This is a genomic window from Pediococcus inopinatus (assembly GCF_002982135.1).
Taxonomy (GTDB): Bacteria; Bacillota; Bacilli; order Lactobacillales; family Lactobacillaceae; genus Pediococcus; species Pediococcus inopinatus.
Genome location: NZ_CP019981.1, coordinates 954609 through 980952 on the forward strand (window position 1 = coordinate 954609; position 26344 = coordinate 980952).

Annotated in this window: 26 protein-coding genes and 1 pseudogene; 5 read left to right on the forward strand and 22 right to left on the reverse strand. The window is 38.8% G+C overall.

Features of this window, described 5'->3' with window-relative positions; all coding sequences use genetic code 11:
• Nucleotides 1-10 precede the first annotated feature (10 nt).
• From pyrE to PI20285_RS04895, 9 genes and pseudogenes are all read right to left on the reverse strand, one after another.
• Nucleotides 11-619: an orotate phosphoribosyltransferase gene (pyrE, locus tag PI20285_RS04855; protein ID WP_057774775.1), complete on the reverse strand. Its 609-nt coding sequence runs from the start codon at nucleotides 617-619 to the stop codon at nucleotides 11-13.
• Between the two features lie 18 nt (nucleotides 620-637).
• The gene (gene carB, locus PI20285_RS04860; protein ID WP_057774777.1) at nucleotides 638-3817 is read right to left on the reverse strand and encodes a carbamoyl-phosphate synthase large subunit; all 3180 of its coding nucleotides are present in this window, start codon (nucleotides 3815-3817) and stop codon (nucleotides 638-640) included.
• A gap of 256 nt (nucleotides 3818-4073) precedes the next feature.
• Nucleotides 4074-5171: pseudogene (locus tag PI20285_RS04865) on the reverse strand (carbamoyl phosphate synthase small subunit).
• 3 nt (nucleotides 5172-5174) lie between these two features.
• The gene (locus PI20285_RS04870) at nucleotides 5175-6443 is read right to left on the reverse strand and encodes a dihydroorotase (RefSeq protein WP_057774780.1); all 1269 of its coding nucleotides are present in this window, start codon (nucleotides 6441-6443) and stop codon (nucleotides 5175-5177) included.
• Nucleotides 6444-6454: 11 nt separating this feature from the next.
• Nucleotides 6455-7384, reverse strand: a complete 930-nt coding sequence (locus PI20285_RS04875) for an aspartate carbamoyltransferase catalytic subunit (RefSeq protein ID WP_082623313.1) — start codon at nucleotides 7382-7384, stop codon at nucleotides 6455-6457.
• Between the two features lie 323 nt (nucleotides 7385-7707).
• Entirely contained in the window at nucleotides 7708-8433 is a 726-nt protein-coding gene (locus PI20285_RS04880; RefSeq protein ID WP_057774785.1) for an ABC transporter permease, read from the reverse strand.
• Nucleotides 8433-9299, reverse strand: coding sequence for an ABC transporter ATP-binding protein (locus PI20285_RS04885; protein WP_057774789.1), 867 nt, complete (start codon nucleotides 9297-9299; stop codon nucleotides 8433-8435). The genes PI20285_RS04880 and PI20285_RS04885 overlap by 1 nt, the downstream gene beginning before the upstream one ends.
• 208 nt (nucleotides 9300-9507) lie before the next feature.
• On the reverse strand, nucleotides 9508-10995 hold the full coding sequence (locus tag PI20285_RS04890) for an FAD-dependent oxidoreductase (RefSeq protein WP_057774792.1): 1488 nt from the start codon (nucleotides 10993-10995) through the stop codon (nucleotides 9508-9510).
• Nucleotides 10996-11157: 162 nt separating this feature from the next.
• Nucleotides 11158-11397 carry a nuclear transport factor 2 family protein gene (locus PI20285_RS04895; RefSeq protein WP_057774794.1) on the reverse strand — a complete coding sequence of 80 codons (240 nt, stop codon included), beginning with the start codon at nucleotides 11395-11397 and terminating at the stop codon, nucleotides 11158-11160.
• A gap of 72 nt (nucleotides 11398-11469) precedes the next feature.
• Between PI20285_RS04895 and PI20285_RS04900 the strand changes: the two genes are divergently transcribed.
• The 4 genes from PI20285_RS04900 (at nucleotide 11470) to PI20285_RS04915 (ending at nucleotide 14282) form a co-directional block, all read left to right on the forward strand.
• Complete coding sequence (locus PI20285_RS04900) at nucleotides 11470-11955, forward strand: helix-turn-helix domain-containing protein (protein ID WP_063698689.1); 486 nt, start codon at nucleotides 11470-11472, stop codon at nucleotides 11953-11955.
• A 20-nt stretch (nucleotides 11956-11975) separates the two neighbouring features.
• Nucleotides 11976-12617: an IS3 family transposase gene (locus PI20285_RS04905; protein WP_105782192.1), complete on the forward strand. Its 642-nt coding sequence runs from the start codon at nucleotides 11976-11978 to the stop codon at nucleotides 12615-12617.
• A 61-nt stretch (nucleotides 12618-12678) separates the two neighbouring features.
• Nucleotides 12679-13968: an ISL3 family transposase gene (locus PI20285_RS04910; RefSeq protein WP_245080630.1), complete on the forward strand. Its 1290-nt coding sequence runs from the start codon at nucleotides 12679-12681 to the stop codon at nucleotides 13966-13968.
• A gap of 92 nt (nucleotides 13969-14060) precedes the next feature.
• Entirely contained in the window at nucleotides 14061-14282 is a 222-nt protein-coding gene (locus PI20285_RS04915) for an IS3 family transposase (protein WP_158694974.1), read from the forward strand.
• Between the two features lie 192 nt (nucleotides 14283-14474).
• Here PI20285_RS04915 and PI20285_RS04920 read toward each other — a convergent pair whose 3' ends face one another.
• From PI20285_RS04920 to PI20285_RS04980, 13 genes are all read right to left on the reverse strand, one after another.
• Nucleotides 14475-14945: a hypothetical protein gene (locus PI20285_RS04920; RefSeq protein ID WP_057775470.1), complete on the reverse strand. Its 471-nt coding sequence runs from the start codon at nucleotides 14943-14945 to the stop codon at nucleotides 14475-14477.
• A 394-nt stretch (nucleotides 14946-15339) separates the two neighbouring features.
• Nucleotides 15340-16341 carry an NADP-dependent oxidoreductase gene (locus tag PI20285_RS04925; RefSeq protein WP_105782255.1) on the reverse strand — a complete coding sequence of 334 codons (1002 nt, stop codon included), beginning with the start codon at nucleotides 16339-16341 and terminating at the stop codon, nucleotides 15340-15342.
• Nucleotides 16342-16349: 8 nt separating this feature from the next.
• Nucleotides 16350-16664, reverse strand: coding sequence for an ArsR/SmtB family transcription factor (locus PI20285_RS04930; RefSeq protein WP_197460030.1), 315 nt, complete (start codon nucleotides 16662-16664; stop codon nucleotides 16350-16352).
• Between the two features lie 343 nt (nucleotides 16665-17007).
• A complete protein-coding gene (locus PI20285_RS04935; protein WP_057775464.1) occupies nucleotides 17008-17748 on the reverse strand; it encodes an SDR family oxidoreductase in 741 nt (246 codons plus the stop codon).
• 117 nt (nucleotides 17749-17865) lie between these two features.
• Nucleotides 17866-18513: an NAD(P)H-binding protein gene (locus PI20285_RS04940; RefSeq protein ID WP_057775462.1), complete on the reverse strand. Its 648-nt coding sequence runs from the start codon at nucleotides 18511-18513 to the stop codon at nucleotides 17866-17868.
• Between the two features lie 129 nt (nucleotides 18514-18642).
• Complete coding sequence (locus PI20285_RS04945) at nucleotides 18643-19635, reverse strand: alpha/beta hydrolase (RefSeq protein ID WP_057775461.1); 993 nt, start codon at nucleotides 19633-19635, stop codon at nucleotides 18643-18645.
• A 2-nt stretch (nucleotides 19636-19637) separates the two neighbouring features.
• The gene (locus tag PI20285_RS04950) at nucleotides 19638-20087 is read right to left on the reverse strand and encodes a flavodoxin family protein (protein WP_057775459.1); all 450 of its coding nucleotides are present in this window, start codon (nucleotides 20085-20087) and stop codon (nucleotides 19638-19640) included.
• Nucleotides 20088-20275: 188 nt separating this feature from the next.
• A complete protein-coding gene (locus PI20285_RS04955) occupies nucleotides 20276-21205 on the reverse strand; it encodes an IS3 family transposase (RefSeq protein WP_105782194.1) in 930 nt (309 codons plus the stop codon).
• A complete protein-coding gene (locus PI20285_RS04960; RefSeq protein ID WP_063698703.1) occupies nucleotides 21154-21690 on the reverse strand; it encodes a helix-turn-helix domain-containing protein in 537 nt (178 codons plus the stop codon). The genes PI20285_RS04955 and PI20285_RS04960 overlap by 52 nt, the downstream gene beginning before the upstream one ends.
• 155 nt (nucleotides 21691-21845) lie before the next feature.
• Nucleotides 21846-22202 carry a MerR family transcriptional regulator gene (locus PI20285_RS04965; RefSeq protein WP_082623305.1) on the reverse strand — a complete coding sequence of 119 codons (357 nt, stop codon included), beginning with the start codon at nucleotides 22200-22202 and terminating at the stop codon, nucleotides 21846-21848.
• Nucleotides 22203-22660: 458 nt separating this feature from the next.
• Nucleotides 22661-22930 (reverse strand): hypothetical protein, encoded by a 270-nt coding sequence (locus PI20285_RS04970; RefSeq protein WP_236698835.1) that lies wholly within the window; start codon nucleotides 22928-22930, stop codon nucleotides 22661-22663.
• A 50-nt stretch (nucleotides 22931-22980) separates the two neighbouring features.
• Nucleotides 22981-23667: a flavodoxin gene (locus tag PI20285_RS04975; RefSeq protein WP_057774535.1), complete on the reverse strand. Its 687-nt coding sequence runs from the start codon at nucleotides 23665-23667 to the stop codon at nucleotides 22981-22983.
• A 50-nt stretch (nucleotides 23668-23717) separates the two neighbouring features.
• Nucleotides 23718-24599, reverse strand: a complete 882-nt coding sequence (locus PI20285_RS04980) for an alpha/beta hydrolase (protein WP_158694975.1) — start codon at nucleotides 24597-24599, stop codon at nucleotides 23718-23720.
• Between the two features lie 293 nt (nucleotides 24600-24892).
• Here PI20285_RS04980 and PI20285_RS04985 point away from each other — a divergent pair, with 293 nt between their 5' ends.
• Complete coding sequence (locus PI20285_RS04985; protein ID WP_057774540.1) at nucleotides 24893-26185, forward strand: ferric reductase-like transmembrane domain-containing protein; 1293 nt, start codon at nucleotides 24893-24895, stop codon at nucleotides 26183-26185.
• Nucleotides 26186-26344: the final 159 nt, after the last annotated feature.

The window sequence follows — 26344 nt, forward strand, 5'->3', positions numbered from 1 at the left end:
TTACTTTTATTTAACTACGCCATTTCTTTAAAATAGCTAATTCTTGGTCATTAACATAATTTTGTTTTTTAACTTCTTCAATTAGAATAGAATAATTGGTCACCGTATCAAATTCAATTCGCGCATCTGCAAAATTTTTAGTGGCACTTGGAAGCTGATAACTAAAGATTCCGGCCACGCCTACCACTTTGGCGTCTGCATTTTGAACGGCTTTGACCGCTCCCAACACACTTTGGCCCGTTGAGATTAAATCATCAATCACTACAACTTTTTGACCAGGCTTTAAAACACCTTCAACCTGCTTGCCTTGTCCATGATCCTTTGGCTTAGAACGGACGTAAATCAACGGCAGATTCAACTTATCTGCGACCCATGCTGCATGCGGAATCCCAGCCGTTGCTGTCCCCGCAATTACTTCAGCCTCGGGGTAATTTTTTTGAATTAACTGAGCCAGTCCTTTACAAATCAAGTTTCGAACTTCTGGATATGAGATGGTTAATCGATTGTCACAATAAATGGGGCTCTTCATCCCACTAGCCCATGTAAACGGATCATTTGGTCTTAGTGCAACAGCCTTAATTTCAAGCAACGATTGGGCAACTTCTTGAGCGATTGTCATAGATAATTCCTCCATTTTTTAGATTGCAGTAACTTCATAAGTCTGGCTCATTAGCATGGTGACCACTGCCGCTAACGTGTCCAGTGATGTAAAAACTAAGATGCCATGACTCACTGCCAGCGCACGAATCTTCGCACCATCATTGACGGAACTCGAGTTGTCATCAATGGTGGTGACGACCAATTGAATCGTTTGATTCGCCAGTAAATCCGTAATTTCACAGGCATCATCACTTAGTTTACTTACCTTCTGTTCCACAAAGATCCCTTGGTCTTGTAAATAATTAGCGGTCCCACCAGTCGCATACAAATTAAACCCTAATTGCGATAATTGTTTGGCTAACTTGCCAGCTTCCGGTTTTTCCTCATCACTTACGGTCATCAAGATGTTTCCATGAGCTGGCAGATGCAACCCGCTCCCTTCGAAGGCTTTATAAAGAGCCTTCGCAAACGTCGTATCCGTGCCCATCACTTCACCAGTTGATTTCATTTCCGGTCCCAGTAAACTATCAACATCATTCAACTTACTAAACGAGAAGATTGGCGATTTAACATGTACTAATTTTGATTCCGGCTGTAAACCGTTTTGATACCCTAAATCGACCAACTTTTGATCCATAATAACTTGAGTGGCTAATTGGGTCATCGGTATTTTTGTCGTTTTACTTAAAAACGGCACTGTGCGGCTTGCGCGTGGATTCACTTCAATCACGTATGCCTCTTCATTATGAATGACAAATTGCACATTCATCAGCCCGTAGCACTTCAAGGCATGCGCTAACTTGATCGTTTCACTCTCAATCTGATTTTTGACTGATTGTGAGAAAATTTGGGGTGGATAAACCGCCATCGAATCTCCGGAGTGAATTCCGGCGCGTTCAATATGCTCCATAATTCCAGGAATAACAACCGTATCACCATCACAGATCGCATCAACTTCACACTCGCGACCAGTTACATACCGATCTAACAAAACGGGATGATCGTGCGAAACTTTAATGGCGGCGTGCATATAATGTTTCAGCTCCTGCGTGTTATGAACAATTTCCATGGCCCGACCACCTAACACATAACTTGGGCGCACCAGCATTGGATACCCCACCTTTTCGCCAACCGTTAGTGCTTCTTCATTGGTAGTGGCTGTATCTCCGTATGGTTGCGGGATCTTCAGTGCTTGAATAATTTTATCAAATTCATCACGATCTTCTGCTCGGTTAACATCTTTGACCGCTGTGCCTAAGATTTTGACGCCATGGTCTGATAATGGTTGCGCTAAATTAATTGCGGTTTGGCCTCCAAATTGAACAATAACACCAACTGGCTGCTCCAAGTCAATCACATTTAACACGTCCTCTAAAGTCAGCGGCTCAAAATACAATTTATCCGAAATGGAGAAATCAGTCGAAACTGTTTCCGGATTATTATTCATAATAATCGCTTCATAACCGGCCTCTTTTAAGGTTTGCACACAATGAACGGTGGCATAATCAAATTCAATGCCTTGTCCAATTCGAATGGGACCCGCGCCAAGCACCAAAACGGATGGTTTCTCATCTCTGACACTTTCATTTTCAGTTTCATACGTACTGTAAAAATAAGGAGTTTGTGAGTCAAACTCGGCTGCACAGGTATTGACCATTTTATAAACTGGCCAAATGTGATTAGCCTGTCGTAGCTGACGAATTTCATCACCGGATTTTTGCCAGGCAACACCAATCTCTTCATCCGTATACCCATTTTCTTTGGCTATCTTTAAAATGGCTGTGTCATTCGGGCTTTGAAGTAATTGCGTTTTAATTTCAAGAATGTGCACTAATTTATCCAAGTAGAAATAATCAATTTTGGTAAATTCATGAATTTCATCAGTCGTCCATCCTCGTTTTAAAGCTTCAAAAATACAAAACAAGCGATCATCTCGCGCATGAACCAAACGATCCGTTAACTCTTGATCAGTTATGAATTTTAATTCTGGCAAACTCAGGGAATGGGTTCCGATTTCTAAAGAACGCACTGCTTTTTGCGTGGCTTCTTCGATGTTACGCCCAATCGCCATCACTTCTCCGGTGGCCTTCATTTGTGTACCCAGTAAGCGATCCGCGTGATTAAATTTATCAAATGGCCAACGCGGAATCTTGCAGACTACGTAATCTAAAGCAGGCTCAAACATTGCATAAGAAATTTGGGTAATTGGATTTTTGATTTCGTCCAAAGTTAGCCCAACGGCAATTTTGGCAGCGAGTTTTGCAATGGGATAACCGGTTGCTTTTGAGGCCAATGCGGAAGAACGGCTTACCCGTGGATTTACTTCGATAATGTCATAGTGGAAACTATCCGGATCCAGTGCTAATTGGACATTACAGCCACCTTCGATCTTAAGTGCTGAAATCAACCGCAAGGAAACATCCCTTAACATTTGATATTCCCGATCCGACAGGGTTTGGACGGGCGCGTATACAATCGAGTCGCCCGTATGAATACCCACTGGATCAAAGTTTTCCATTGAGCACACGACCATTGTATTATCGTTGTGGTCACGCATCACTTCAAATTCAATTTCTTTATATCCGGCAATACTTCTTTCAATCAAAACTTGTGTAATTGGTGACAAGTCTAATCCGTTTTCCGCAATATCGGCGAGTTGTTGCGCATCGTGGGCAATCCCCCCACCGGTACCGCCCAGCGTATAGGCCGGTCGAATAATAACGGGAAACCCAATTGCTTTCGTAAATGCTTCTGCTTCTTCAACAGTTGAAACTGTCTTTGATTCAGGTACCGGTTCTCCTAGTTTTGCCATTAATTCCTTGAATTGTTCACGATCCTCGGCCTGGTTAATCGATTTTAAACTAGTTCCCAACAATTCAATCTTGAAGTCTTTTAGCACACCGGCTTCATCCAATTGTTTTGCCATGTTAAGCCCAGTTTGGCCTCCGACCGTTGGTAAAATTGCATCTGGACGTTCTTTGCGAATGACCCCACTCACAAATTCCAACGTTAAAGGCTCTACGTACACGCGATCAGCAATCTCTGGATCCGTCATGATTGTGGCGGGATTGGAGTTTACCAAGATTACTTCATATCCCTCTTCTTTAAGTGCTAAACAAGCTTGAGTACCAGAATAATCAAATTCGGCAGCTTGACTAATAATGATTGGACCCGACCCAATAACTAATATTTTATGAATATCTTGACGTTTAGGCATTCTGACCAGCTCCTTTTCATAATCAATGGTGATTTTGCAGATGCAAAATCTTATCCTCAACTACGGATGTCTATCCTCGCTACACCGCTAAAGCGGCTAGTCGGACTAGCTCCTTTTCATAATCAATAACAATTTTGCATTCGCAAAATCTTATCTTCAACTACGGATGTCTATCCTCGCTACACCGCTAAAGCGGCTAGTCGGACTAGCTCCTTTTCATAATCAATGACAATTTTGCATTCGCAAAATCTTATCTTCAACCACGGATGTCTATCCTTTTTTGGCGTTGGTAGCTTGTAATAGATTCTAAAAATTCATCAAACAAATGGCTTGAATCATGAGGCCCTGGCGCCGCGTCAGGATGAAACTGAACCGAAAATGCCGGATATTTTTTATGACGTAGCCCCTCAATGGTGTCATCGTTAATTTCTTCATGAGTCACCAGTAAATCAGTGTCTGCCACTGAAGATGCGTCCACGGCATAACCATGATTTTGTGCGGTAAAATCAATTCAGTTCGTCGCAATTTCACGAACAGGATGATTAAAACCTCGGTGACCAAATTTCATCTTAAACGTATCCGCCCCATTAGCTAAGGCAAACAGTTGATGTCCAAGACAAATTCCGAATAAGGGTACCGTCCGTTCAACCGTTCGAATCATTGTGGCTGCCCCTTGCACATCTTTTGGATCACCAGGCCCATTGCTCAAAAGAACACCATCAGGTTTATAATTCAAAATTTGCGCTGCCGTTGCGGTTGCAGGCAAGACAACCACATTACATTTTCGTTTTGAAAGTTCCCTTAAAATACTATGTTTTAATCCAAAATCAACAACCACAATCCGCTTGCCAGTATTGGGATTCGGATAACCATTTTTGGTGGTACTTTCCATCACCAGACTCTTTGGAGAAACTTGCATTCCTTGTTCTAAAACTGATTGAGCTTCCTTCTTAGAATTAACTAGTACGGACTTCATCGTCCCACGTGCGCGGATTTTTTTGGTGATTGCCCGCGTGTCCAATCCAGAAATTCCGGGAATGTCATGTTGTCTCAAAAATTCGTCCAAACTCATTTGATTTCGCCAGTTACTGGCTAACCGAGCTAATTCATGGACCACCACTCCTGCAGTGGTTGGGGTGACCGATTCATTATCATCAAAGTTAACACCATAATTACCGATGAGCGGATATGTAAACATCAAAATTTCGCCATTATAGGACTGGTCCGTAATCGACTCTTGATAACCAGTCATACCGGTATTAAAAACTAGTTCGCCAGTTCCGCTATGCTCTCCGCCAAACGCAGTTCCCTCATAGACACTGCCATCTTCTAAAACCAAATATCTTTTTGCCATGTTTTAATACCTCCGATAGACAATTTGACCGTTCACTAATGTGAAAAGCGTATTTCCATAAACTTGTTGGCCAAGAAATGGTGAATTATGCCCTTTTGATAAAAAACCAGTAGCCGAAATCTTTTCACGATGTGCTAAATCAAAAACCGCAATATCTGCCAGATCCCCGACCCTAAGTTGCCCCACAGTTGAAAGCTGAAATACTTGTTTAGGTGCCTCGCTAAGCCAGTCGATCAATTTGTTTAATGGCCAAATGCCAGTTTTTACAAATCTTGTATAAAGTAAGGCAAATGCCGTTTCAGAACCGACAATCCCATTTGGTGAATTCAGCAATCCTTGTTGTTTTTCTTGATCCGTATGGGGTGCATGATCTGTGGCAATTAGATCGATCGTGCCATCCATCAACCCAGCCACACAGGCCATGCGATCTTCGGCACTTCGCAACGGTGGATTCATTTTGAATTGCGCATCGCCGTTTTGAATCATTGTGTCGTCTAACAACAAATGATGAGGTGTAACTTCGCAGGTAACGTTGACCCTCGCTTTTTTCGCAATCCGAATCAATTCAATGCTTTCTTTTGTGGAAACGTGACAGACATGGTAGTGAACACCAGTAGCCTGCGCTAAAACTAAGTTGCGTGCGATTTGCGAACTTTCACTGACCTTATTCACACCAGGCATTTTCAATCGTTCAGCTGTAGCTCCAGCATTGATCACCCCGCCGTTAGTAAGTTGCATATCTTGGGCATGATCACAAAGCACCATGTTTAAGGCCGCAAGTTTTTGCATGGCCGTCCACATGACCTGACTGTTTGCAATGCCAGAACCATCATCACTAAACGCAAACGCCCCTGCACCTCGCAATGCTGCAAAATCAACTGTAGCTTGTCCTTTTCGATCCTGAGTTACCGGTGCATATTGCTTTATCTTCACGGAACTCTTTTGATTTAACTCAAGTTGCTTTTTGAAACGTTCAGGTGTGTTTGGCGTAGGATTTAGATTCGCCATTGCGCCGATTGTCGTAAAGCCTCCGTGGGCTGCAGCCGCGCTTCCGGTTTTAATCGTTTCTTTGTTTGTGAATCCTGGTTCGCGTAAATGAACGTGCACATCGATTAATCCTGGCGTAACCAAGGCTTGGTGTAAATCAATGACCGTGTCGGCAGTTTGGGCGGTACTATGCAGATCACTGATGTGCTCGCCTTCAATTAACACGTTCAACTGTTGCAATTTCTTATCGACATAACCTTGACCATTTTTAAGTAACATTGACATTGGGACACCTCCTATAAGAAGTTCTGGAAACGAAGCATTCGACTCAAGATTGCCATCCGCACAAACACACCGTTTTGCATTTGGGTAAAGATACGAGAATGTTCACTTTCAACCAGATCATCATCAATCTCAACACCGCGATTGACGGGACCTGGATGCAAGATGATGGCATCTTTCTTTAATTGGTTTACCCGCTCATCCGTTAACCCAAATTGCTGACGGTATGTTGCCGCATTAAAACTGGCATTGGCATCCCCACTAATCCGTTCATGCTGCACCCGCAATAAATTAATGACATCCATCTTTGGTAAAAGTTCCTCAAAACCGCCATGTTGCCCATACTTCTCTAGTTTCGGATCAGCCCAATCTTTTGGACCGGAGAAATATACGTCGGCACCCAGTTTCCAGAGCATCTCTGCATTCGAACGGGCAACTCGTGAATGGCGAATATCACCGATGATCATAACTTTCAATCCTTTGAAATGATTGAATTGCTCGTAAATGGTCATCATATCAAGTAAGCATTGAGAGGGATGCTGACCTGTGCCATCACCGGCATTGACTAATCCTATGTTCAGATTTTTATGGTTGAGTAAATCTTGATAGTAACCAGTTTGCGGATGGCGGACAACCGCCACATTAACGCCGATCGATTCTACTGTTTTTAAGGTGTCATATAAACTTTCACCCTTTGTTACGGAACTGGTTGACGCATTGAAATTCAAAACCTGCATTCCTAATTTCATTTCGGCCATTTGAAAGCTTGTTTTCGTGCGCGTTGAGTTTTCAAAAAATAAATTCATCGCATACGTCGGCTTTTTTAAGGTTACCTGTTTACCAGCTTTGAAAGCTTGAGCTTCATCAATTAAAGCTAGTGCATCATCCGCATCGATTTGATCAATCGTCACTAAGTTTGCTTGTTTCCGATCAGTAGTTGTCATGTCGATCATCCTTTCTTATACAAAAAAAGCACTTGGTTAATCGTTTTCCGATCAATCAAGTGCACTTAGTCTGCGGGTAGACTCTTTGCCTAGTTCTGCAAAGACTTTACTGCACCGTTTTGCTCTCTCAGGAAACAATTAAATGGTTCAGTTACTTTATATTTAGTTAGATACACAATAAAAGATCTCTCAACCGTTTTGGTTAAGAGATCTCCTCATACTTTCTACCGAGATCATTCTTAGCCTCACGGGACTAAATTAAAGATCATTTCTGTTAGTGATTAGTATGGACGATCACCAACGCTAAGTCAATAGCCAATTAATTATAGATTTTGGTGCCTGAGACTTTGTAGCGCTATAAACCCAAACACCAAAATGACAACCGCCTCAATCCCAACGTTGATCCAACTACTTGCTGTCGCACCTGAATCAAAAGCTGAACTGCTCATAAGTGGCCCTGCTACTACCATACTGACTATGAAGCTAAACCCAAAGTATAGTAAAATGCTCAGTGTTTTTCCTTTTAAAAGAATTACAGCAGTCATTAACATGACTAGTCCCGCGATATAACCCAAAACACTATAAATACTAAGTGGGACCATTTCAGGTGCCATGATTACACCAATATTTTGAAAGAGCTCATCCCAGCCACCATTAGCACCAACCTCAAAGAAAATTGTCCCGATTGGCACAATGGTTAAAATAATGGACATGACTACCGTTGCCAAGATAGTTGCCCCAATTTTTGAAAAGAACAATTTGCTTCGATTAACGCCGGAAGCTACCATCAAAGCTAATACCCGGTTTTTATAATCAATTGCCAGCAAGTGGAAGGGATAAATAATTCCCAAGAATATCATATTACTAAATAGTAATATGATCCCCAGGAGAATTGCTGTCCCTAAAAGACCTGAAGAAAGATGCTCAAAATTAACAAATAGGACAGTTGTCAAAATGTTTAAGATCAGTAAAACTAAGGCTGCAATCAAATAAAATTTATCACGCAGATATTTAAATAATTCCATTTTAAAAATCAATCTTGCATTCATTAGTTAACCTCCTGCTGATCTAGCACCGAAACTTTGGACATCGCGGTAATCGCAATCGCGTGTTCGCCGAGCTGTGGATATAGGGTCTGCCACTGTTCAGAATTAATATCTATTTTAAACCCAGTGGCTGTTTTATCAAAAGAAACTTCTGCTGAAGCAAGTAAATCAGCAAAAAGCGCGTCATTATCAGTGGAAATAAGGCGAAAAGCTTGGTCATTCACGCTAGTCAAGTCGACAGTTTTAACTAAGCGACCCTGGTCAATCATGAAAACTGTATCGCATAAACTTTCCAAGTCAGTTTGGACATGACTGGAAATAATTAATGTGTGTTCCGCACTCGCCCACTCTCGTAAGTAATCCTGAAACCACTTAACCGTTTTTTGGTCCAAACCACGGAATGGTTCATCCAAAATTAAAACTTCTGCAGAATTAATCAGTGCAATCAATAACACCAATTTCTTTTGCATCCCGTAGGAAAAAGTCTTAACTGGGCGATCAAGGGCTGCTAATAGTCCCAACTCGTCAGCCAACTTTTCAGCAGCAACGGCATCATAATGACCTCGCAACCCAGCAAAATATTGAATATTAAATCGGGCACTATAATCTTTGTAAACAGAAAGGTCATCTAGGACAATTCCCATTTTGGTTAAAATGGCAGTTTCTTTGCGTGGATTATGGCCATCAAATATAATTTCTCCAGAATAATCCGTAATAATATTCGTTAAGCATTTAAAGAACGTTGTTTTACCAGCCCCGTTGGCCCCGACCAAACCATAAGCATGCCCGGGAGCAATTGTAAGTTGGTCAAGGTCTAATGCTTTAATACTACCGTAACTTTTACTTAAATTTTTCACCGTAATCGTCATTACACCATCTCCTCATATTTATGTATTATTATATCAAAATTAGATATTCATTACACTATTATTTCATACGTTTATTTTTTCGAATTATATAAATTCAAATTATTTTAAACGCCAAGGCAATCAAAAAAAGTAGTGAATCATCGGTATGAAGATTTCGCCAATTTTTTTACTTCATATTCTCTTTGACTTAACTCACATTATCAAAAAATTAGTCATAATAGGTTTCTGTTCCCACATCCAAAAGTTTGATTGCTGATTCACCAGCAATCCGACCTGAGTTCCAAGCAAACGCACAGCTAATTCCTTCTAGAGTTGGATATGAAGTATCATACATCCCACTGGCATTGTTGCCGGCCACAAACGTTCCTTGCACAGGCTTTTTGTTCGTCTTCAAAACTTCCATCCTTTCATTAGTTTCAATGCCGCCAATGGTTCCTAAAGAAGTCGAGCGAGCCTTAACTGCATAAAATGGTCCTTGCGCTACTGAAAAGCGCATGAATTCACTTGGCTTATAGAAATCAGAATCTTCTTTTTGGGCAACCTGCATATTGTATCGGTTCACCGTTTGTCCAAGAGTTTCTTTTGAGACCTGAAGTTGCTCTGCTAATTCTTTTAAGTTTTCGGCCTTCCAAGCGGCCCCTTTGGCAACGGCTTCTTCTAAATCAACATCAATTTGGGGAAATGGTCCAACCTTATGTGTCATTGGTTTGTGCGCCAAACTGACAAACGTTCGCTCAAATGAATTGGTCCAATTAAGTTCTTGATCAGACAATTTATCCACGAGGGCTTGATCCAAAATGAAGTAGTACGCTCCGCCAATTGTGTAAGTAATATTCCCCCACAGCGCAAAGTCATAACAAACACTTTCATCAACAAATCGTTTGCCACTTTGATCAACCCACAGAAACGGCAAATTGGTTAGGGTAAAAATTGTGTCGTTGTGCCATTTAGCGTCATGTGGTGAAATGACAGAAGCTGCGTGATTTTCAAACACCCCAATATGGCTGGTGTCTGCGCCCAATTGTGCCAACATTTTAATACCGTCTCCAGTTGCTTTGCGCTCGCCCATGCTATACAGGTTATTTGAATCAATTGCTAAATGTTCTTTGACCAAATCTGAGTTGCCAATAAATCCACCATCAGCTGCGATAACTATCGAACAATCAATCACAAAATCTTTCTTGTTTTGGATAACTTTAATCCCTGTAACTTGATCCTGATCACGGATAATTTCAACTCCAGCAGTTTGTAACAGCAACCGTCCACCTTGATCTTTGAAATTTTGCATTAATCGATCAAATCCGGCAAATTTATCAATATATTGGTGATAGACTTTAGGATGATCTTGATGCACTTCTTGAGTATTGTTGACTAACTCGGTTTTTAATCCGCGTTCACTCAACCAATCAATCGTAGAAGCTGATTTGGACAGAATTGCTTTTGTTAAGGCAGAATTAGAACGGTAATGCGTGTATCCTACCAGCTCTTGGTAAGCCTGTTTTAAAGTGAAAGAATTACCTTCCGCTTCTTGCTGGCTACTGCCAACTGCAAACAAGCCTTGAGCACCAAACATTCCGGCACCCCCAAACTTATCTCCCTTTTCAAGTAAGATAACCTGTTTGCCTGCTTCAGCTAAAGTGAGTCCCGCACCAATTCCTGATGCGCCGGCCCCAACTATCACTACATCTGCTTTCATGTCCAAAGATCTCCTTTGCAAAAATTTGTTTTGTCGATCGTTATCAGTGTACTCCAATATTTACATAAAATCAGAATGCTTTACGATCCTCAAAAAAATTCTATCGCAGGCTTATTTTGCCGACAATAGAATTTAAATTATTTCTTTTAGTGCATCTTGGCATCAATATTCATAATTTTCCAGCCAATCAGCTAACTTTTCTACGTGTAAATTCAATTGTAAAGGCCACGTATTTCGACCACCATGAATACTGGCATCTACCTGGCTCTGCCCACTTAAGACCGACTTATCATTACCCTCTTCTTTGATTTCCACATGTTCTCCAGTTGAAGAGAAATAATTCATTTGTTTGCTATCAATTTGTCCCAACCATTCGGCCTTAGTTTGGACCATGCCGGTCATATGAACTAAATGAAAATTATCATCTGAACTGAACCCCGATAATTTGAATTACTCCAATTATCGGGGTTTGTTATGTTCTCAAAGGAAAATAAAATAAATGCAGTTCTAGAATTAACTAGTGGCCTGCCTCAAAGTATCATCATGAAAAAGTACGGTATCAAGGGCTCTGCCACTTTATATGAATGGAAACGCAGGTTAGAACAGTTCGGTGTTGAAGGTCTAAGTTTAAACCATAAGAAGACTTACTTTGATTATTCGTTTAAAATGAAAGTAATTAAATGGCGTTTAGATCAAAATGCATCCTTGCCGATAACTGCTAAGCAGTTTCGAATTAAACATCCAGCTGTAATTTGGCAATGGGAACGAGCTCTTGAACAAGGACGCCTTAATCCTAATCAAAGGCGGTCAAATACCATGTCAGATAGTAATAATGAAAAGTCTAAAAAGGAATTAGAAGAAGAAAACCGTGAATTGAGAGTTAAATTAGCTTATTTGGAAAAATTACACGCCTTGGTTCAGAAAAAGAAAGCATTAAAAACCAGGAAAAAGCACAAATAGTTGCTGAATTAAGGCGTGATTTGAACGAAGTGCTTAGCTTTATTTTAAAAGTTGTCGGTATGTCAAGTAGTAGTTATCATGATGCACTTAACCGACAATATAAAACTAATTATTCCCAGGACTTAGTGGATGAAATTCTTCAAATTAGACAAGATAATCCAGATTTCGGGTATCGTACGGTTACCGATGCATTAAGGAACAACGGTAAAATTGTTAACCATAAAGTGGTATTAAAGATCATGAAACAAAATGACGTGCTTTGTCATGCTTTTGATCGAAAAACTAGAAAATATAATTCTTATCGAGGTACTGTTGGTAAACTTGCTAAAAACAAACTGAATCGCAGATTCAATACGGATCGACCTTATCAAAAAGTAGTGACCGATGTGACTGAAGTTCGCTGGGGTTCTGGTTCGATTTCTGAGCGTGCTTATTTTACTTCATTTGTTGATCTTTACAGTAACGAGATATTGTCATGGAATATTGGTCTTAGCCCTAATGTAGCGTTTGTCACAAAACCTTTAATGGATTTAATTCGTTCAAAACCACAATTACCTTATAAGATGACAATTCATTCAGATCAAGGTTTTCAATATCAGAATTATCAGTATGTTTCCAAGCTAAAGAAAAACGGGTCTACACTTTCTGGTATTGGTGAATAACTAATACCGGTTTTTTGTCTGTTTTGAAAATCAGAAAAATAAAAAAGGACATCTGTCCTCTTTGTGCTACGATTTAATCGCCAAAACAAATCGAAAAGAGGAAATTCAGATGTCCCTAACTAATCCTATCTTATGCTTATTCGAAATAACAGACCCAAACTTAATTGTCACTGGTATTTCTAAAGAACGGTGTTCCACAAACCAACGTATTCATGTCGTCCATGCAACTTTGTCTTATCAACTTTTAAAGTGCCCACATTGTGGCCATAAAAGCTTAATTAAAAACGGAACTCACATGAGTCACCTGCGTTTAGGAACCTTATCCGGTGGTCGTTACGAAATGCATTTAAAACGTCAAAGATACCAATGTAAAGATTGTTCAAAAACCTGTGGTGCTAAAACTAAGTTGGTTAATCGTAACGAAACTTTCACACATAATATCAAACATCAAGTGATCGTTTTGGCACGCGATATGTTGACGAGTAAAGAAATTGCTAAACTTTGTGGAATTTCGCCAAGCAGTGTTCAACGAATCCTAAATGCCAATATTCACTTAGCCTATCGTGTTAAACATCTCCCAGAGAATCTTTGCTTTGATGAATTTCGTTCCTGTAATCACTGGATGTCCTTTAATTGTTGCGATGCCGTTAGTCATCGCCGAATTGTTACTTTAAAAGATCGGCTAAGTAAAGATATCATTGACTACTTTGAAGCTCGTTTTTCGGTTCAAGAACGTGCCCAAGTTCAATCAGTGACGATTGACATGAATGCTGAATATGGCAGCTTCATTCATCGCTTATTTCCCAATGCGGCCACGATTATCGATCGTTTCCATATTATTCAACTGGCTGGGCGTGCCTTAGATAATGAACGCACGCAGACCATTCGTACTATCCAAGATAAGCATTCACGAATTTATCATATTTTAAAATCTCAATGGCGTTTATTTCATCTTGATGAAATAAAAGTTAATGATTCTAAGGCTGTTTATTTACGCGGAATTAACGAGTATATGACGCAACAAAACGCCATTGATTTAGCTCTAGACGCTTTTCCCAGATTTAGATCTGTGTATCAAACCTATCAAGGTATCTTAAGTGCCATACACCAAAAGGATGCTAATGCGTTCCAATCCTTACTTACTAACTACCAACCCACTAGTAATCAAATGGACATAACGATCAACACGTTTATCAAAAATGGTTCAGCCCTTCTAAACAGTTGTCGTTATCCATTTTCCAACGGTCCAATTGAAGGACTTAATCGTAAAATCAAGGCATTAAAGCGTAACTGTTTTGGTTTTCAAAATATTGACAACTTCTTTATCCGGATTAGTTTAATTCATGAGTAAACAAAAAGCACATTCACCGAAGTGAATGTGCCGTTCAAAATCTCCACCAATACGATTTGACAGAGACCCAGAAAAACCACATTATGCAGAGTATGAGTCGCAAAGCGACTTGTCTGGATAATGCGGTTGCTGAGAGTTGTTTCCATATTTTAAAAGTTGGAACGGTGCATAATAACCACTATTCCTCCTACGAAGAATTAAGAATAGCCATAACTGAATACGTTAGTTATTATAATAATAAAAGAATTAGAACAAAACTGGCCGGAAAAACTCCGGTACAATACCGAAACCTATCCGACCAGTTGGTTGCTTAAAATCCACTCCAAATTATGGGGTTCAGTTCACATTCCTTTTTTTATGCTAATTTTATCTCCTCAATGACCACTTCTTTAATACAATACTAGTGTAAACTACGGTCTGGACTCTATAGCAAGCTTTAATTCTTACTTTTTTATTATTTGCCACGTGTCATTCTAGTCAATTTGAAGTTAGTCGATAAATAATCCTCATCGTAGTCGGTGAATCAGTACCTGTAAAGAGATATTGTGCGGCACGGCTCTCGCTGAATCGATATCAGTAACTACTTCCACTAAATCCATATCAAACCGGACAGCAACATCACTCCAAATATTAATCACGGTTTCAGTACTAGCTCCAGCCGGCATTACTAAAACCAATTTTTTTCGTCTAAACGGATTATCAATTCCCTGCACCTCAGCCATTCGCTTAATAAATGCGGTCATTGATGATCTACTTTGCCAATCTGGCGGCACACCGACAGTCAAAACATCTGCGTCACGAACCGACTCACAAATACCTAAAAATTCATCCTCATCCTCTTCCCCAAGATCAGCTAAAACGAGATGTTTAGCTAAACTAATCGTTTGACTCATCTGCTTTGAAACAACTATTTTAGCTAATTTAAGAACCAGGCTACCGTGATAATTACTTGTATTAATAAATAATGTTCGTTGCATACGCTCACCTCAAAATTATAGACAAAGTTGATTGCTCTGTCTTCAATAACCGTAGTTTAAGCCCTAGACTGAACTCTATGGCAAGCTTTTTAATCAAAAAAATTTTCTGAACGAATTATTATTTTTAGCGCAGTTCAGTATAAACACCCTTTAAGGGACAATTGAAGCATTAAACGCATAAGCAAACAGAATCAGCGAATAGCTTTTGGCTTCCGTAATTACCATCATTCAGTTTCCCGAATCAAGTCACAACAGCTGCGAACCAAACCAAATAAAAAAACAGAACTAGAAGTTATGTAACTTCTAGTTCTGTCCAAAAATTAGCTATCAGTAGGATTGGACAGGTGCCCAATTTAAACTTAATGATTACATAACTGTGTCTTTGCTTTATCTGTTATTCATCAACTTTAATAATTATTTTACCATGAGCGTGACCAGTTTCGGAATATTCTAACGCCGCTTGCGCATCTGGGAGTGAAAATATCCGATCGATAATCGGTATTAATTTTTCCTGTTCAATCAACTTTGTCAATTGCTCAAGTTCTTTTCCACTAGGTTGCATAAATAAAAAATGATACGACACATGATATTTGCGCTCCAACCGCGATAACTTAAGCGTTGCTAGTCCAAATAACCATGTTTTTAGCCACCCTAATTTTCGTTCACGACCAAATTTTGCATTTGGTAATCCCGATACTGAGACAATCCTGCCACCTGGTTTTAAGATTTTAAATGATTTATCGAGTTGATTGCCACCCAATGTGTCAAAGACTATATCGTAGTCGCTCAAAACGTCTTCAAACTGCGTAGTGTGGTAATCAATTACTTGATCCGCACCTAATTCTCTAACTCGTTGTTCATTTTTAGCACTTGCAGTAGTTGTTACATATGCTCCTAAATTTTTTGCCAGTTGAATTGCAATTGAACCGACGCCACCAGCACCAGCCTGAATAAATACTTTTTGGCCGGGTTCCACCTTGGCGATATCAACTAATGCTTGGTAACTGGTCAACCCAACTAAAGGAATCGCAGCTGCTTGCTCGAATGATAAATTAGCTGGTTTAAGTGCAATATCAGCTTCATCGACTGCCAAATAATCTGCAAAAGTACCAATTCTTGTATCGCGTGGCCGACCATAGACCTCATCACCCACTTTAAATTTAGCCACCTGTGCACCAATCTTTACAATTATGCCAGCAAAATCCTGGCCTAAAGTGAGTGGCATGGTATGCTTCACCAGTAGCTTAACTTCTCCATCACGAGTCTTAGAATCAATTGGATTCACACTGGCAGTTTTGATTGCTACAAGTACATCAGTGGCTCCAATTTCAAGAATTGGTACTTGTTTTAAAACAAGTTTAGCGTGACCGTATTTGTTAATTTGCATTGCGCGCATTGTTACATTCATTTACTCTCATTCTCCTCTGCTAATCGCTCAATGATTGCTGCAGTTTGTTGCATAATCGCAAAGTTTTTACTTGGCTGAACTGCATAATAGTGCTTAGTGCCATCCTTTCGAATTGAAACTAGCTGAGCCTCTTTTAAAATTTTCAAATGATGTGAAACTGCAGGCCGTGATAAGTGAGTTTGCTCGGTTAGTTGACCAACTCGCAGACCATCGCAACCAGCCTTCAATAACGAAATGATAATTGACTGCCGGTTTTCATCCCCTAATGCAACAAAAATCGCTTGGCTTTGTACAAACCCACGTTCAATCATTTGAAAGTCTTCTGTTTTTGTCATATTAACGTTCCTCCGTTAAAACGTTTAAACCTTTTCATATATTTTATCGTATTAATTTCAAAATAGCTACATCGGGAAAGTAAATCGAGACAGAGCAATATTTTATTTCTCTTGCTATATTTTCAACAATTTTTAAAGTATCTGGCATCATTATTATTCGCTAATTAAACCTCTATAGAAAAAAAGTACTAGCAAAAACATTGCGACTGTATACTTTACCCTGCTGATCTATAAATTAGGTTATGTATGAAAATAGCTATAACTTTAATTAAGATTATAGCTATAATCAACCGATTTAACACTTGTAATTATGCGATTATTACATCACTTGTTTGCTTGGACGAATAATAATTTCATTAATTGCTGTATCTTCTGGTGCATTGATTGCAAAAGCAATCGATTCCGCAACACGATCTGGCGAAATTGCAAATTGATCATAAAATTGTTCAGTCCCTTTTTTGACCGCTTCATCCGTAATCGAGTTTGTTAGTTCAGTTGCAATTGCACCTGGTGACACAACCGTAACCCGAATGTTACTACCAGCCTGTGCCTCTTCTTGGCGTAAGCCCTCACTAATAGCTAAAACAGCCTGTTTAGTAGCGCTATAAACAGCAGAACCAGGTCCAACAATATGTCCTGCAATAGAAGAAGTATTAATGAAATGACCAGACTTCTGCTCACGCATAATACCAAGTGCTGCATTAATACCGTAAAGGACACCCTTTTCGTTGACATCGATCATTCGTTCCCAGTCTTCAACTTTTCCTTCTGCTAGCACAGATTGTGGCATTAGGCCAGCATTATTCAGCCAAACATCAATTCGACCATACGTGTCGATTGCCTGTTGAGCTAATTTCTTTACAGAAGCAAGATCCGTCACGTCAGTCACCATGTAAGTTGCTTCACCATCTGCAGCTTCGATATCTCTGACAATTTCTTGTAAACGAGCTTCACGACGGGCGCCTAAAACTAATTGATTGCCCTGTGCGGCCAATAATTTTGCCGTTGCTTCACCAATACCACTTGATGCACCTGTAATCACAATAACTTTTTTTGTCATAAAATAAACACTTCTTATCTGTTTTCATTGCTTAATATAAACCTTAGTCTGCACACTATAGCAAGCTTTTTGTTCTAATTATTTTAAAAAATGTGTTTTATATCAATCATTTATTTCTTAATAGAACGATGGTTTACTCATATTTTCAGAACCCTTTTCAATAATTGCGACATTTTTATTAATTTGCAGTGTCGGCGTTTTTACCATATCAGTAATAAAACGTGCGACTGCTTGCCGTGAGACTTGCGCTCCTGTGACCATTTCTCCAAATGGAATCAATGTATAATCGTCATTCTTCGAATTGTTGTATAGCATTGACATCCGTACATAAGTGTAGTCAATATTAGAATCAGAATCCAACGCATCGATTGCATTCCGCTCTGGTTGTCGGTTTGAAAAATAGGCCCCCATAGAAGATTTTCCCCATTCACCGAACTTACCCCCAACTTCGTCATAAAGTCCTATGGTTCCAGAAACTATTAATCGACGAATACTAGCTTGTTGCATAGCCGTAGCAGTCCCATTCATTGTGTCCGCAGTTGGCACATTCAAGAACACTATATCTTGACCTTTGAGGGCATGTACTAACGTGGCAATATCCAAAATATCACCATCAACGATATTCTCTCGCTCTGGTACACTTAATTGAACACGATTAGTTACGTTATGGCCAAATAAAGTCAACTCGGCATCAGTTTCTCTTAACAAACGTTCAATCAAAAAACCTGATATTTGTCCTGTAGCGCCTAAAATAATTACTTTCATTTGATTGCCTCCTTGACAGCTTAACTTGCTAATCTCACTATAAACCTCAGTGTGGTTTCAAAAACAATTAAAAGAACTTAGTAATGATTATTTTCACACTACACAAATTAACAGCCTTTATAATTTCAACTATAGCTTTCGATTAAAAAAAGTGACCAATTTATCTATTTCCTGCGTAACATATGGTTCTTTCCAGTAGGTATCAATATGTGAAGCGCCTTCCAATAAGAAAAGATCTTTATCTTCAGTAGTTAATTTTTTATAGACGTCATCGGTCATATAGCGCGTATCTGCATCAGATCCTGCCATCATTAGCAATGGTTGATTAATTAATTCAACGTGATCTTCGACGTCAAAGGCCATTAAGTTAATCAGGCTGCTTTTAGTATATCGACCCGTAGATCTAGGATGAAAATGAGTATTACCGTAATAGACCATACCGTCCCGATAAAGACCAGCAGGAATTTTTTCAAGCTGTTCTGTTGTGAGAACTACAGGTTGAGTAAATAGTTCACCAATATACTCAACTTCATTACCCCGTTTCTCATTAGTACGTGCTTGAGCGGCGTCTTGTAATCGTTGCTGGATTGAATCAAGTTGTGAATCGTGGAAACCATTTCGTCGAACACGGCCACTATTAAACATACTAATAGTCACGATAGCTTTTAAACGCTTATCAGTTTTTGCTGCCTCAATCGTGTAACCACCACCACCGCAAATCCCTAATGCGCCAATTTTGTTAATATCAACACCAGGAAAACTCTCTAAGAAGTCTGCCATAGCCCGAATATCTTCTGTTCGATAAGCTGGGTTGTCCGTATTACGTGGTAATCCATCACTAGCTCCTTGATAAGCCGCATCAGCCACAACTGTAATATACCCATTATCTGCCAATTTTTGAGCAAATAACCCGGCAACTTGTTCTTTAACACCACCATTTGGATGCGCAACCGTTACTGCTGAATATAATTGATCACTGTCTTCATCATAGTTGGCAGGTGTATAAACATTGGCCCCAATTTTTACACCATTTGCCTCATATTCAACTGTACGAATATTGACCTCACCTGCAACATTTTGAGTCAATGCACCTTTATAAACTAAACCAAATTGATTTTCCATTCTTAATATCTCATTTCTATATATTTCATCCCTGCAACTCTTGCAAAAGTTTTAATGATGCTGTTGGTCGGTTCAATAGTGTCACTTGGACTAGAACCTTGAACAAATACACCAATCGATTTATCATGCAATGCATCTTTATCCGAATCCTGTGAAAGTCTTTCTAACAGCGTTTTTAAATAGCCACTCATCGTATGCCAGTAAACTGGTGTTCCCAGTATGACAGTTTCAGACTGCTCAATTACACCAAGTACATCGTTAAATTGATCATCTGAAAATTTCTGGCCTATTTGATAGATTTTATAATCCACAAGATTTAATTGTCGATACTTATTACCTTTGAGTAATTTGTTGCCTAGTTTACTTGTATTGCCAGTTACGTTTTCGCTTGCATTGATAAACAATACATTATTACCAAAACCTTGGTTATTTACCTTTTTAAGGATCTTCAAATTTATTCCTCCTTCACAACAATTACTATTGTATCCGCTAGACCGCACTCCAGCGCAAGTACTTTTTAAAAAGTTTTTTTAAATTATTTTGATTGTCCGCTAATCTCCATTAAACAGCAGTTTATAGCTATTCTTATGTAAAAAAAATCAACAGACATTGAAGTGAACCCATAAAATTGGACAAATATTTATGCTGCTCTCTGAACGGCGAGTTCTCGGTATTTTACCGGGGACTTGCCGTTCAATTTTGTTTTAATTCGACGATTATTATAAAAACCTATCCATTCGGTCATTGCTTGGATTAAGCTAGCTTTATCTTCAAAATGTTCATCCATCATTTCAGCTTTCATAATGTGAAAGAATGACTCCATCGCCGCATTATCAAGACAAGTTGCTTTACGTGACATGCTTTGATAAGCGTGATGTTGCTTTAAAACCTGCTGCCAGTGTCGATGTTGATACTGAAAGCCTTGGTCAGTATGGACTGTTGTCCGGTAATTTAGTTTTGGTAGCTTTTCTAAAGCCTCTTTAAGCGGTTTAATTGCGAATTTAACTGTTGGATGTTCACTAATATTGAATGCTAGAATTTCTCCAGAAAACAAATCAAGAACTGGTTCGAGGTAAACTCGTTCGTTCATTCCCATGTTTCCATATCTGAATTCACTAACGTCTGCGACGAGCTTTTGATAAGGTCTATCGGTTTTGAAGCGTCGCTTTAAGCGATTAGCGGCGATTTTACCCACTAAACCTTTATATGAATTATATTTTTTGGTTTGTCGATTAAAGGCATGACACAACCACCCGTGTTCCTGCATAATTCGCAAAACGCGTTTATGATTACCTTTAAATCCTAAATCATGTAATGCATTTGTAAGTCTTCGATAGCCGTATTTTTTGGTGTATTTTGGATCTTTTTGGCGAATCTCGTCTATTGCTTGAATAATCTGGTCATCATCAAATTTACGTCTCTCATGACTCTGAGTGTAGTAATAGGTACTGCGTGGAATTTGGATTACTTTAAGAATCAGTTTGATAGAAGTTTGGAATAGTTGCCTTAACTCGATGGCTATTTCTGAGATTTCTTTTGTACTGATTTTTTCCGAGTTAAGGCCTCTAATTTTTTTAGGTAGGTGTTCTCAATCTTTAACATTTCATTTTCTTTTTGAAGCTGTTTTAAATCCTCTTTGGCTGTGGAATTGTCCTTTTGGACAATGGGTTTGCGACTTTTATTCTTGTGTTTTACCATGTTCTTGGCGTTGCCTCGCTTTCGCTCTAGACCCACAATTCCTAATGCCTTAAACCGACTTTCCCATTGCCAAATGGTACTCGGCGAGGATAAATTAAAATGTAAGGCAGTTACTGGAAGCGAGGCCTGATTTTGTTTTCTCCAGTTTAATACATCGACTTTGAACTGGCTAGCATATTCTAAATCCATTGCTTTGCGTTTAAGACCGTTAAGGCCAAATTTCTCATATCTTTGAATCCAATTTAAAACTGTGGCACTACTACCAATCCTGTATTTGTGTGCTAATGAATTAACGGGCAGACCACCTAAATATTCAGTTACTACTTTCACTTTGAAATCAAAATTAAATTTAACCATAAAAGAACCCCCAAGATTAGATTTTATCTGTCCAATCTTGGGGGTTCACTTCACATCTTGATTATGTCTGTTGATTTTTTTATTTAATTCATTTCGCCATTCAAAATCTTTTGCATAAATACTTCCCGTTCATCATGACAAACTGCTAATGACCCTTATTTACTTGCCTCTTCATAGTAATGAAGTTTTCCGTTGATTGTTTTCAATGCATTTTGTAAGTCAATAATCTGCTGCTGAACCTTTATTTTCTGTTCCCGAAACATTTCTTTTCTTTCCGATATTGATTCTATACCTTTATCCACTAATTCTAAGTAGTTTTTAATATCTTTCAAAGACATACCTGTTTGCTTAAGCCGATAAACTGTATTTAGTGTCACAATATCCTCTTTACTAAATTCGCGAACACCATTCTCATTTCGCTTTACAAAGGACAACAAACCAATTTTCTCATAGTATCTTAGCGTGTAGATACTAATCTCCATAATATCGCTAACATCACGAATACTATACATAATTACACCCTCAATTCCTCAAAAAGCGCAGTAATTTGTTTAAAGACATTTCCTAGTTAAACACAACTAACAGTATCAATCTTTTATAATTCAAATAAAAGAATTATCAAAGATTTTATTGTACATCATATTATAACAAACCAAACCAGACGTAAAGTCTAAAAATAATACTTGATCATATGAGCATGTCAAATTTTTATGTGTAAATGATAGAGCCCTCAATCTTCTTGGCAATTTTTTTTGCCGCAACCTTAGTATCACCTGATAACAAGGAGCAAATGATCATTTTTTTATTATTCATGCCATCATAACCCATTTTTCATCTTGAACTACTCGTGGGATCACCAACTCGTTCATAATATCGTGAAGTATAACAGAAACATTTAAAGTCTCAGCAACCTTTTTTACTATTCATATATACTATCTCCTACACTATAACTTTATTTGACTGAAAATAATCAATTGAAACCATCAAACTCGCTGAGCAGCCAGAATGCAATTCCACCCACGATAACCGCCACAATTACGATGCCACCTAAAAACAAATTGAATATTAGCCCTAACCCACCACCAAACAATAATACTAAAAAAATAATAGGATGACGAAGGCAAAATTTAATAAATCCAACGATTAATTTAAAGAACAGCACAGCGAAAATAATTAAACCAATTACGACAGCTAGTCTGGTATTAGTACTCAAGCCTGTAGCTAACATGATAAATTTCATCGAAAACTTCCTCTCTTTTATGCCTAACTTGATGTTCCCGAGGTTAGATCTTAGTAACCCAGACCATTTAACCAACTATTAACATCACTTCTAGCATCTGCTGCATCGCTGCCTGAAACTGAAAAACCTTTCAATACTTTAGCGCGAGTGTATTGCTTTTTCAATGTTTCTGTTGTATTCCCTAGACCAGACCCTTCATGCGTGGTAAATGGCACAACATTTTTATTATTCAAGTTAACGCCATCTAGAAAAGTACGGACAACCATTGGATATTCACTCCACCAGATTGGCGAACCAATAAAAATGGTATCGTACTTGCTAACATCTGGTAGCTTATTCTTTATTTTTGGTCGGGCATTATCTTCTTGTTCTTTTTGGGCAACCTCAGTCGTTTTCTTATAACTTTTTGGATACTCCTTAGCTGGCACTATCTCATATTCGTCACCTTTGGTTTTGGTTTGAATAAAATCGGCAATTCGTTTTGTATTACCAACTTTTAAGTTTCCACCGTAAACACCGTCTTTACGCGAAAAATAAACAATTAATGTTTTACCATTCTTTTTAGCTACTTTACCTTTCGAACTACTTGATTGTGTTTTTTTATTACCCGAAGTTGCTGCCGACTGATCATTTTGATTTGTTGACCGACTTTGGCGTTGGTTATAAACATTATATCCAATCAGTACACCAACTATCGCCACCACTGCAACGATAAAGATCGTAATTCTCGTTTTCATAATTTGTACTCTCCTTTTTATATTTATCATCATTGATAAGAAACATTGTTCTATTTAGTTTCAAAAAGTTGTGAAAATGCATTATAAGCTTGATTTGCCGCCGAATCTATATCGTGACCACCACCACTATCGATGTGATAAATTAGATTCTCCTTAGTAAACTGCTGTGGATGTTGTCGCATTTGCTTAATCTGTGGAGCCATTGAACTGCTTGTGCCATCCGTACCACCAACAGAGGCCAGAATCAAGAAATCATTTGCTTGATAGTCACTATTTTGAACGTGTTTAGCCAGCTTTATTGCAGTTTTTTTTGGTTCTGTTCCCCCACCATTTGCTTCCACCGTCCAACTGTCTCCAGCCATTGGAACATAATATTTAAAAAGGTTCAGATCGTGTTCAAAAACGTACCAGGTCGTAATGGCCCCCATCGAGAATCCACCAAACGCACGATGGTCACGTGAATCTACAAAACCTTTTTTATCTGCAGTTCGCGCATAAGTCCGATAACGCTTCTCAACCGCCGGCATTAAATCGTTGGGCAACTCATTGCGTGCAAATGCTAGATTCAATGGATCATCTTCCACATAATCACTAGTCTTAAAACTATTATTTGGATAATAACTAGGGGTAACGACAATTGTCGGCTTCATTTCTTTTGCGGCAATTTCGTGGTCCAGTAACATTTTAAAAGCACTGCCAGAATTTGTTCCAGCACCACCAAGAAAACTGGCTTCACTCATCATGGCCCCATGTAATAAATATAAAATGTTATAACGCTGAGAATCGTTTGGATTATACCCAACCGGTAAATAAACCAAAGCCTTTTTTTGATATCTTTTATTCTGGTAAGTTGTTTGATAAGTAATTCTCTCAACTTTACCTCGTTGTGCGTCTAAAGCACGTTTCCGATAACTAGCAGGTATTTTTGCCATCTGCTTCCTCCGCTTCTTTTTTGAGCTGTTAACAGTAACCTTCCGATTACTTTGGTCTGTAACAGATTGATTTGTATAAACCAAATACATACTAATTATTCCCAAGCTTATTATTAGCCCTAAAGCAATTAAAATAACTTTTTTCTTCACTAGTCTCACCTCATTTACGCTTGATTCTTGCTTAGCATAAACTATGGAGTCCAGACCAAGGCAAGTCTTTTTTTAAAAAAACTTGCCTTGGTGTGCACACCATGCTGTATATTACAGTTATCAACAAGAATGGAGGAGTATCCATGCTAAAAAATCATCCAGTATCCCTATATATAACTTGGTTAGTTATTATTTTGATCGTCCCATTACCATTAGTTATTCTGTTGAACACCGGTTTATCCGACTCAATTCAACATCTAATAATCTATGACGCCGGAATTGTCGCCTATGTCTGGTGGTTAAGCATTGTCTTATTATCGACACGGCCACAATGGTTAGAATGGCGGATTGGGTTACCTGCTATGTATTTTGTTCACGGTCTACTTGGTGTTTTGGCATTAGGTTTGGCAACTTATCACGTTTTAAATGCTTTTTCAATGGATCAACTTATCAAAAATACCGGTCATTTTGCTTGGTACCTCGCAATTTTTGGGGTTCTTTATGCTAGCTTTTTCCTGTCAGGCTGGCTGGTAGATCGATTTCCAATTGCTGCTTCACTTAAGCGAAAATTGCAATTTATTTTCAAACATCAACTTTCTTTATGGATTCATCGCCTGAATTTTGTGGTTATCGGCTTAATCTGGTTACACGTTCACTTAATTGGTCGGGTCAGTCAAATTACTGATTTTATAATTTTATTTGATGTCTACACTATTGTTAGTCTCGGCTTATATGCTTGGAAAAAATTTGTTGCCAGCTCTGCTGAACGTCTGAATGGACAATTAATTGATAACACCGAATTAAATCAACATGTTCGGCAGGTGAAAATTAAATTAGGTCGTAAAGCCCCTAAGTATCAGGCTGGGGATTTTTACTTCTTATCATTTCAACATGTTACCGGCTTAACTAATGAATCACATCCGTTCTCTGTCACCACTGCCCCAATAAGTTCACCAAACATAATCACTTTTACCATTCAAAATACTGGTGATTTTACCAGCCAGCTATCCAGCATCCCTACTGGTAGCGATGTCAAATTGGAAGGTCCATTTGGACGTTTTGCACCTTTAATTGAAAATGCCAACCCAAAAATTCCTTTAATTTTGATCGGTATGGGAACCGGAATTGCCCCTCTTTTGAGCCTGACACAGCAATATGCAAGTAGTCGAAAAATTCATGTGCTCTGGAGTGTTCATGAAGCTTCTGATTTTTATTATCAACAAGCATTTGATTCCCTAGAATCTCTAATTACTTTTGACCAACATATCACTAGATTTACCACCCTTGACTACCAAAATAAATTAACTGAGCAAGAATTAACGTCCGCCTTATTTTTCATCGTCGGTCCTGCCAATGGTGTTTTAAGTACCGAAAAAGTTCTCCGACACTTGGGGGTTAGCGCAAACCAATTAATCGATGAACGGTTAACAATGTGACGCCTTTTTGTAGTAATTTAAAAATCATTTGTTGCTACCGTTGGATCCTTTAAGGGTTAGCAAAAAAACAGGATTAAAATCTCATTTCCGAGATTTTTAATCCTGTTTTTATTTAAAGAATACTATCTGAAACCTTGTTACCCAATCCTGATTTCTCAT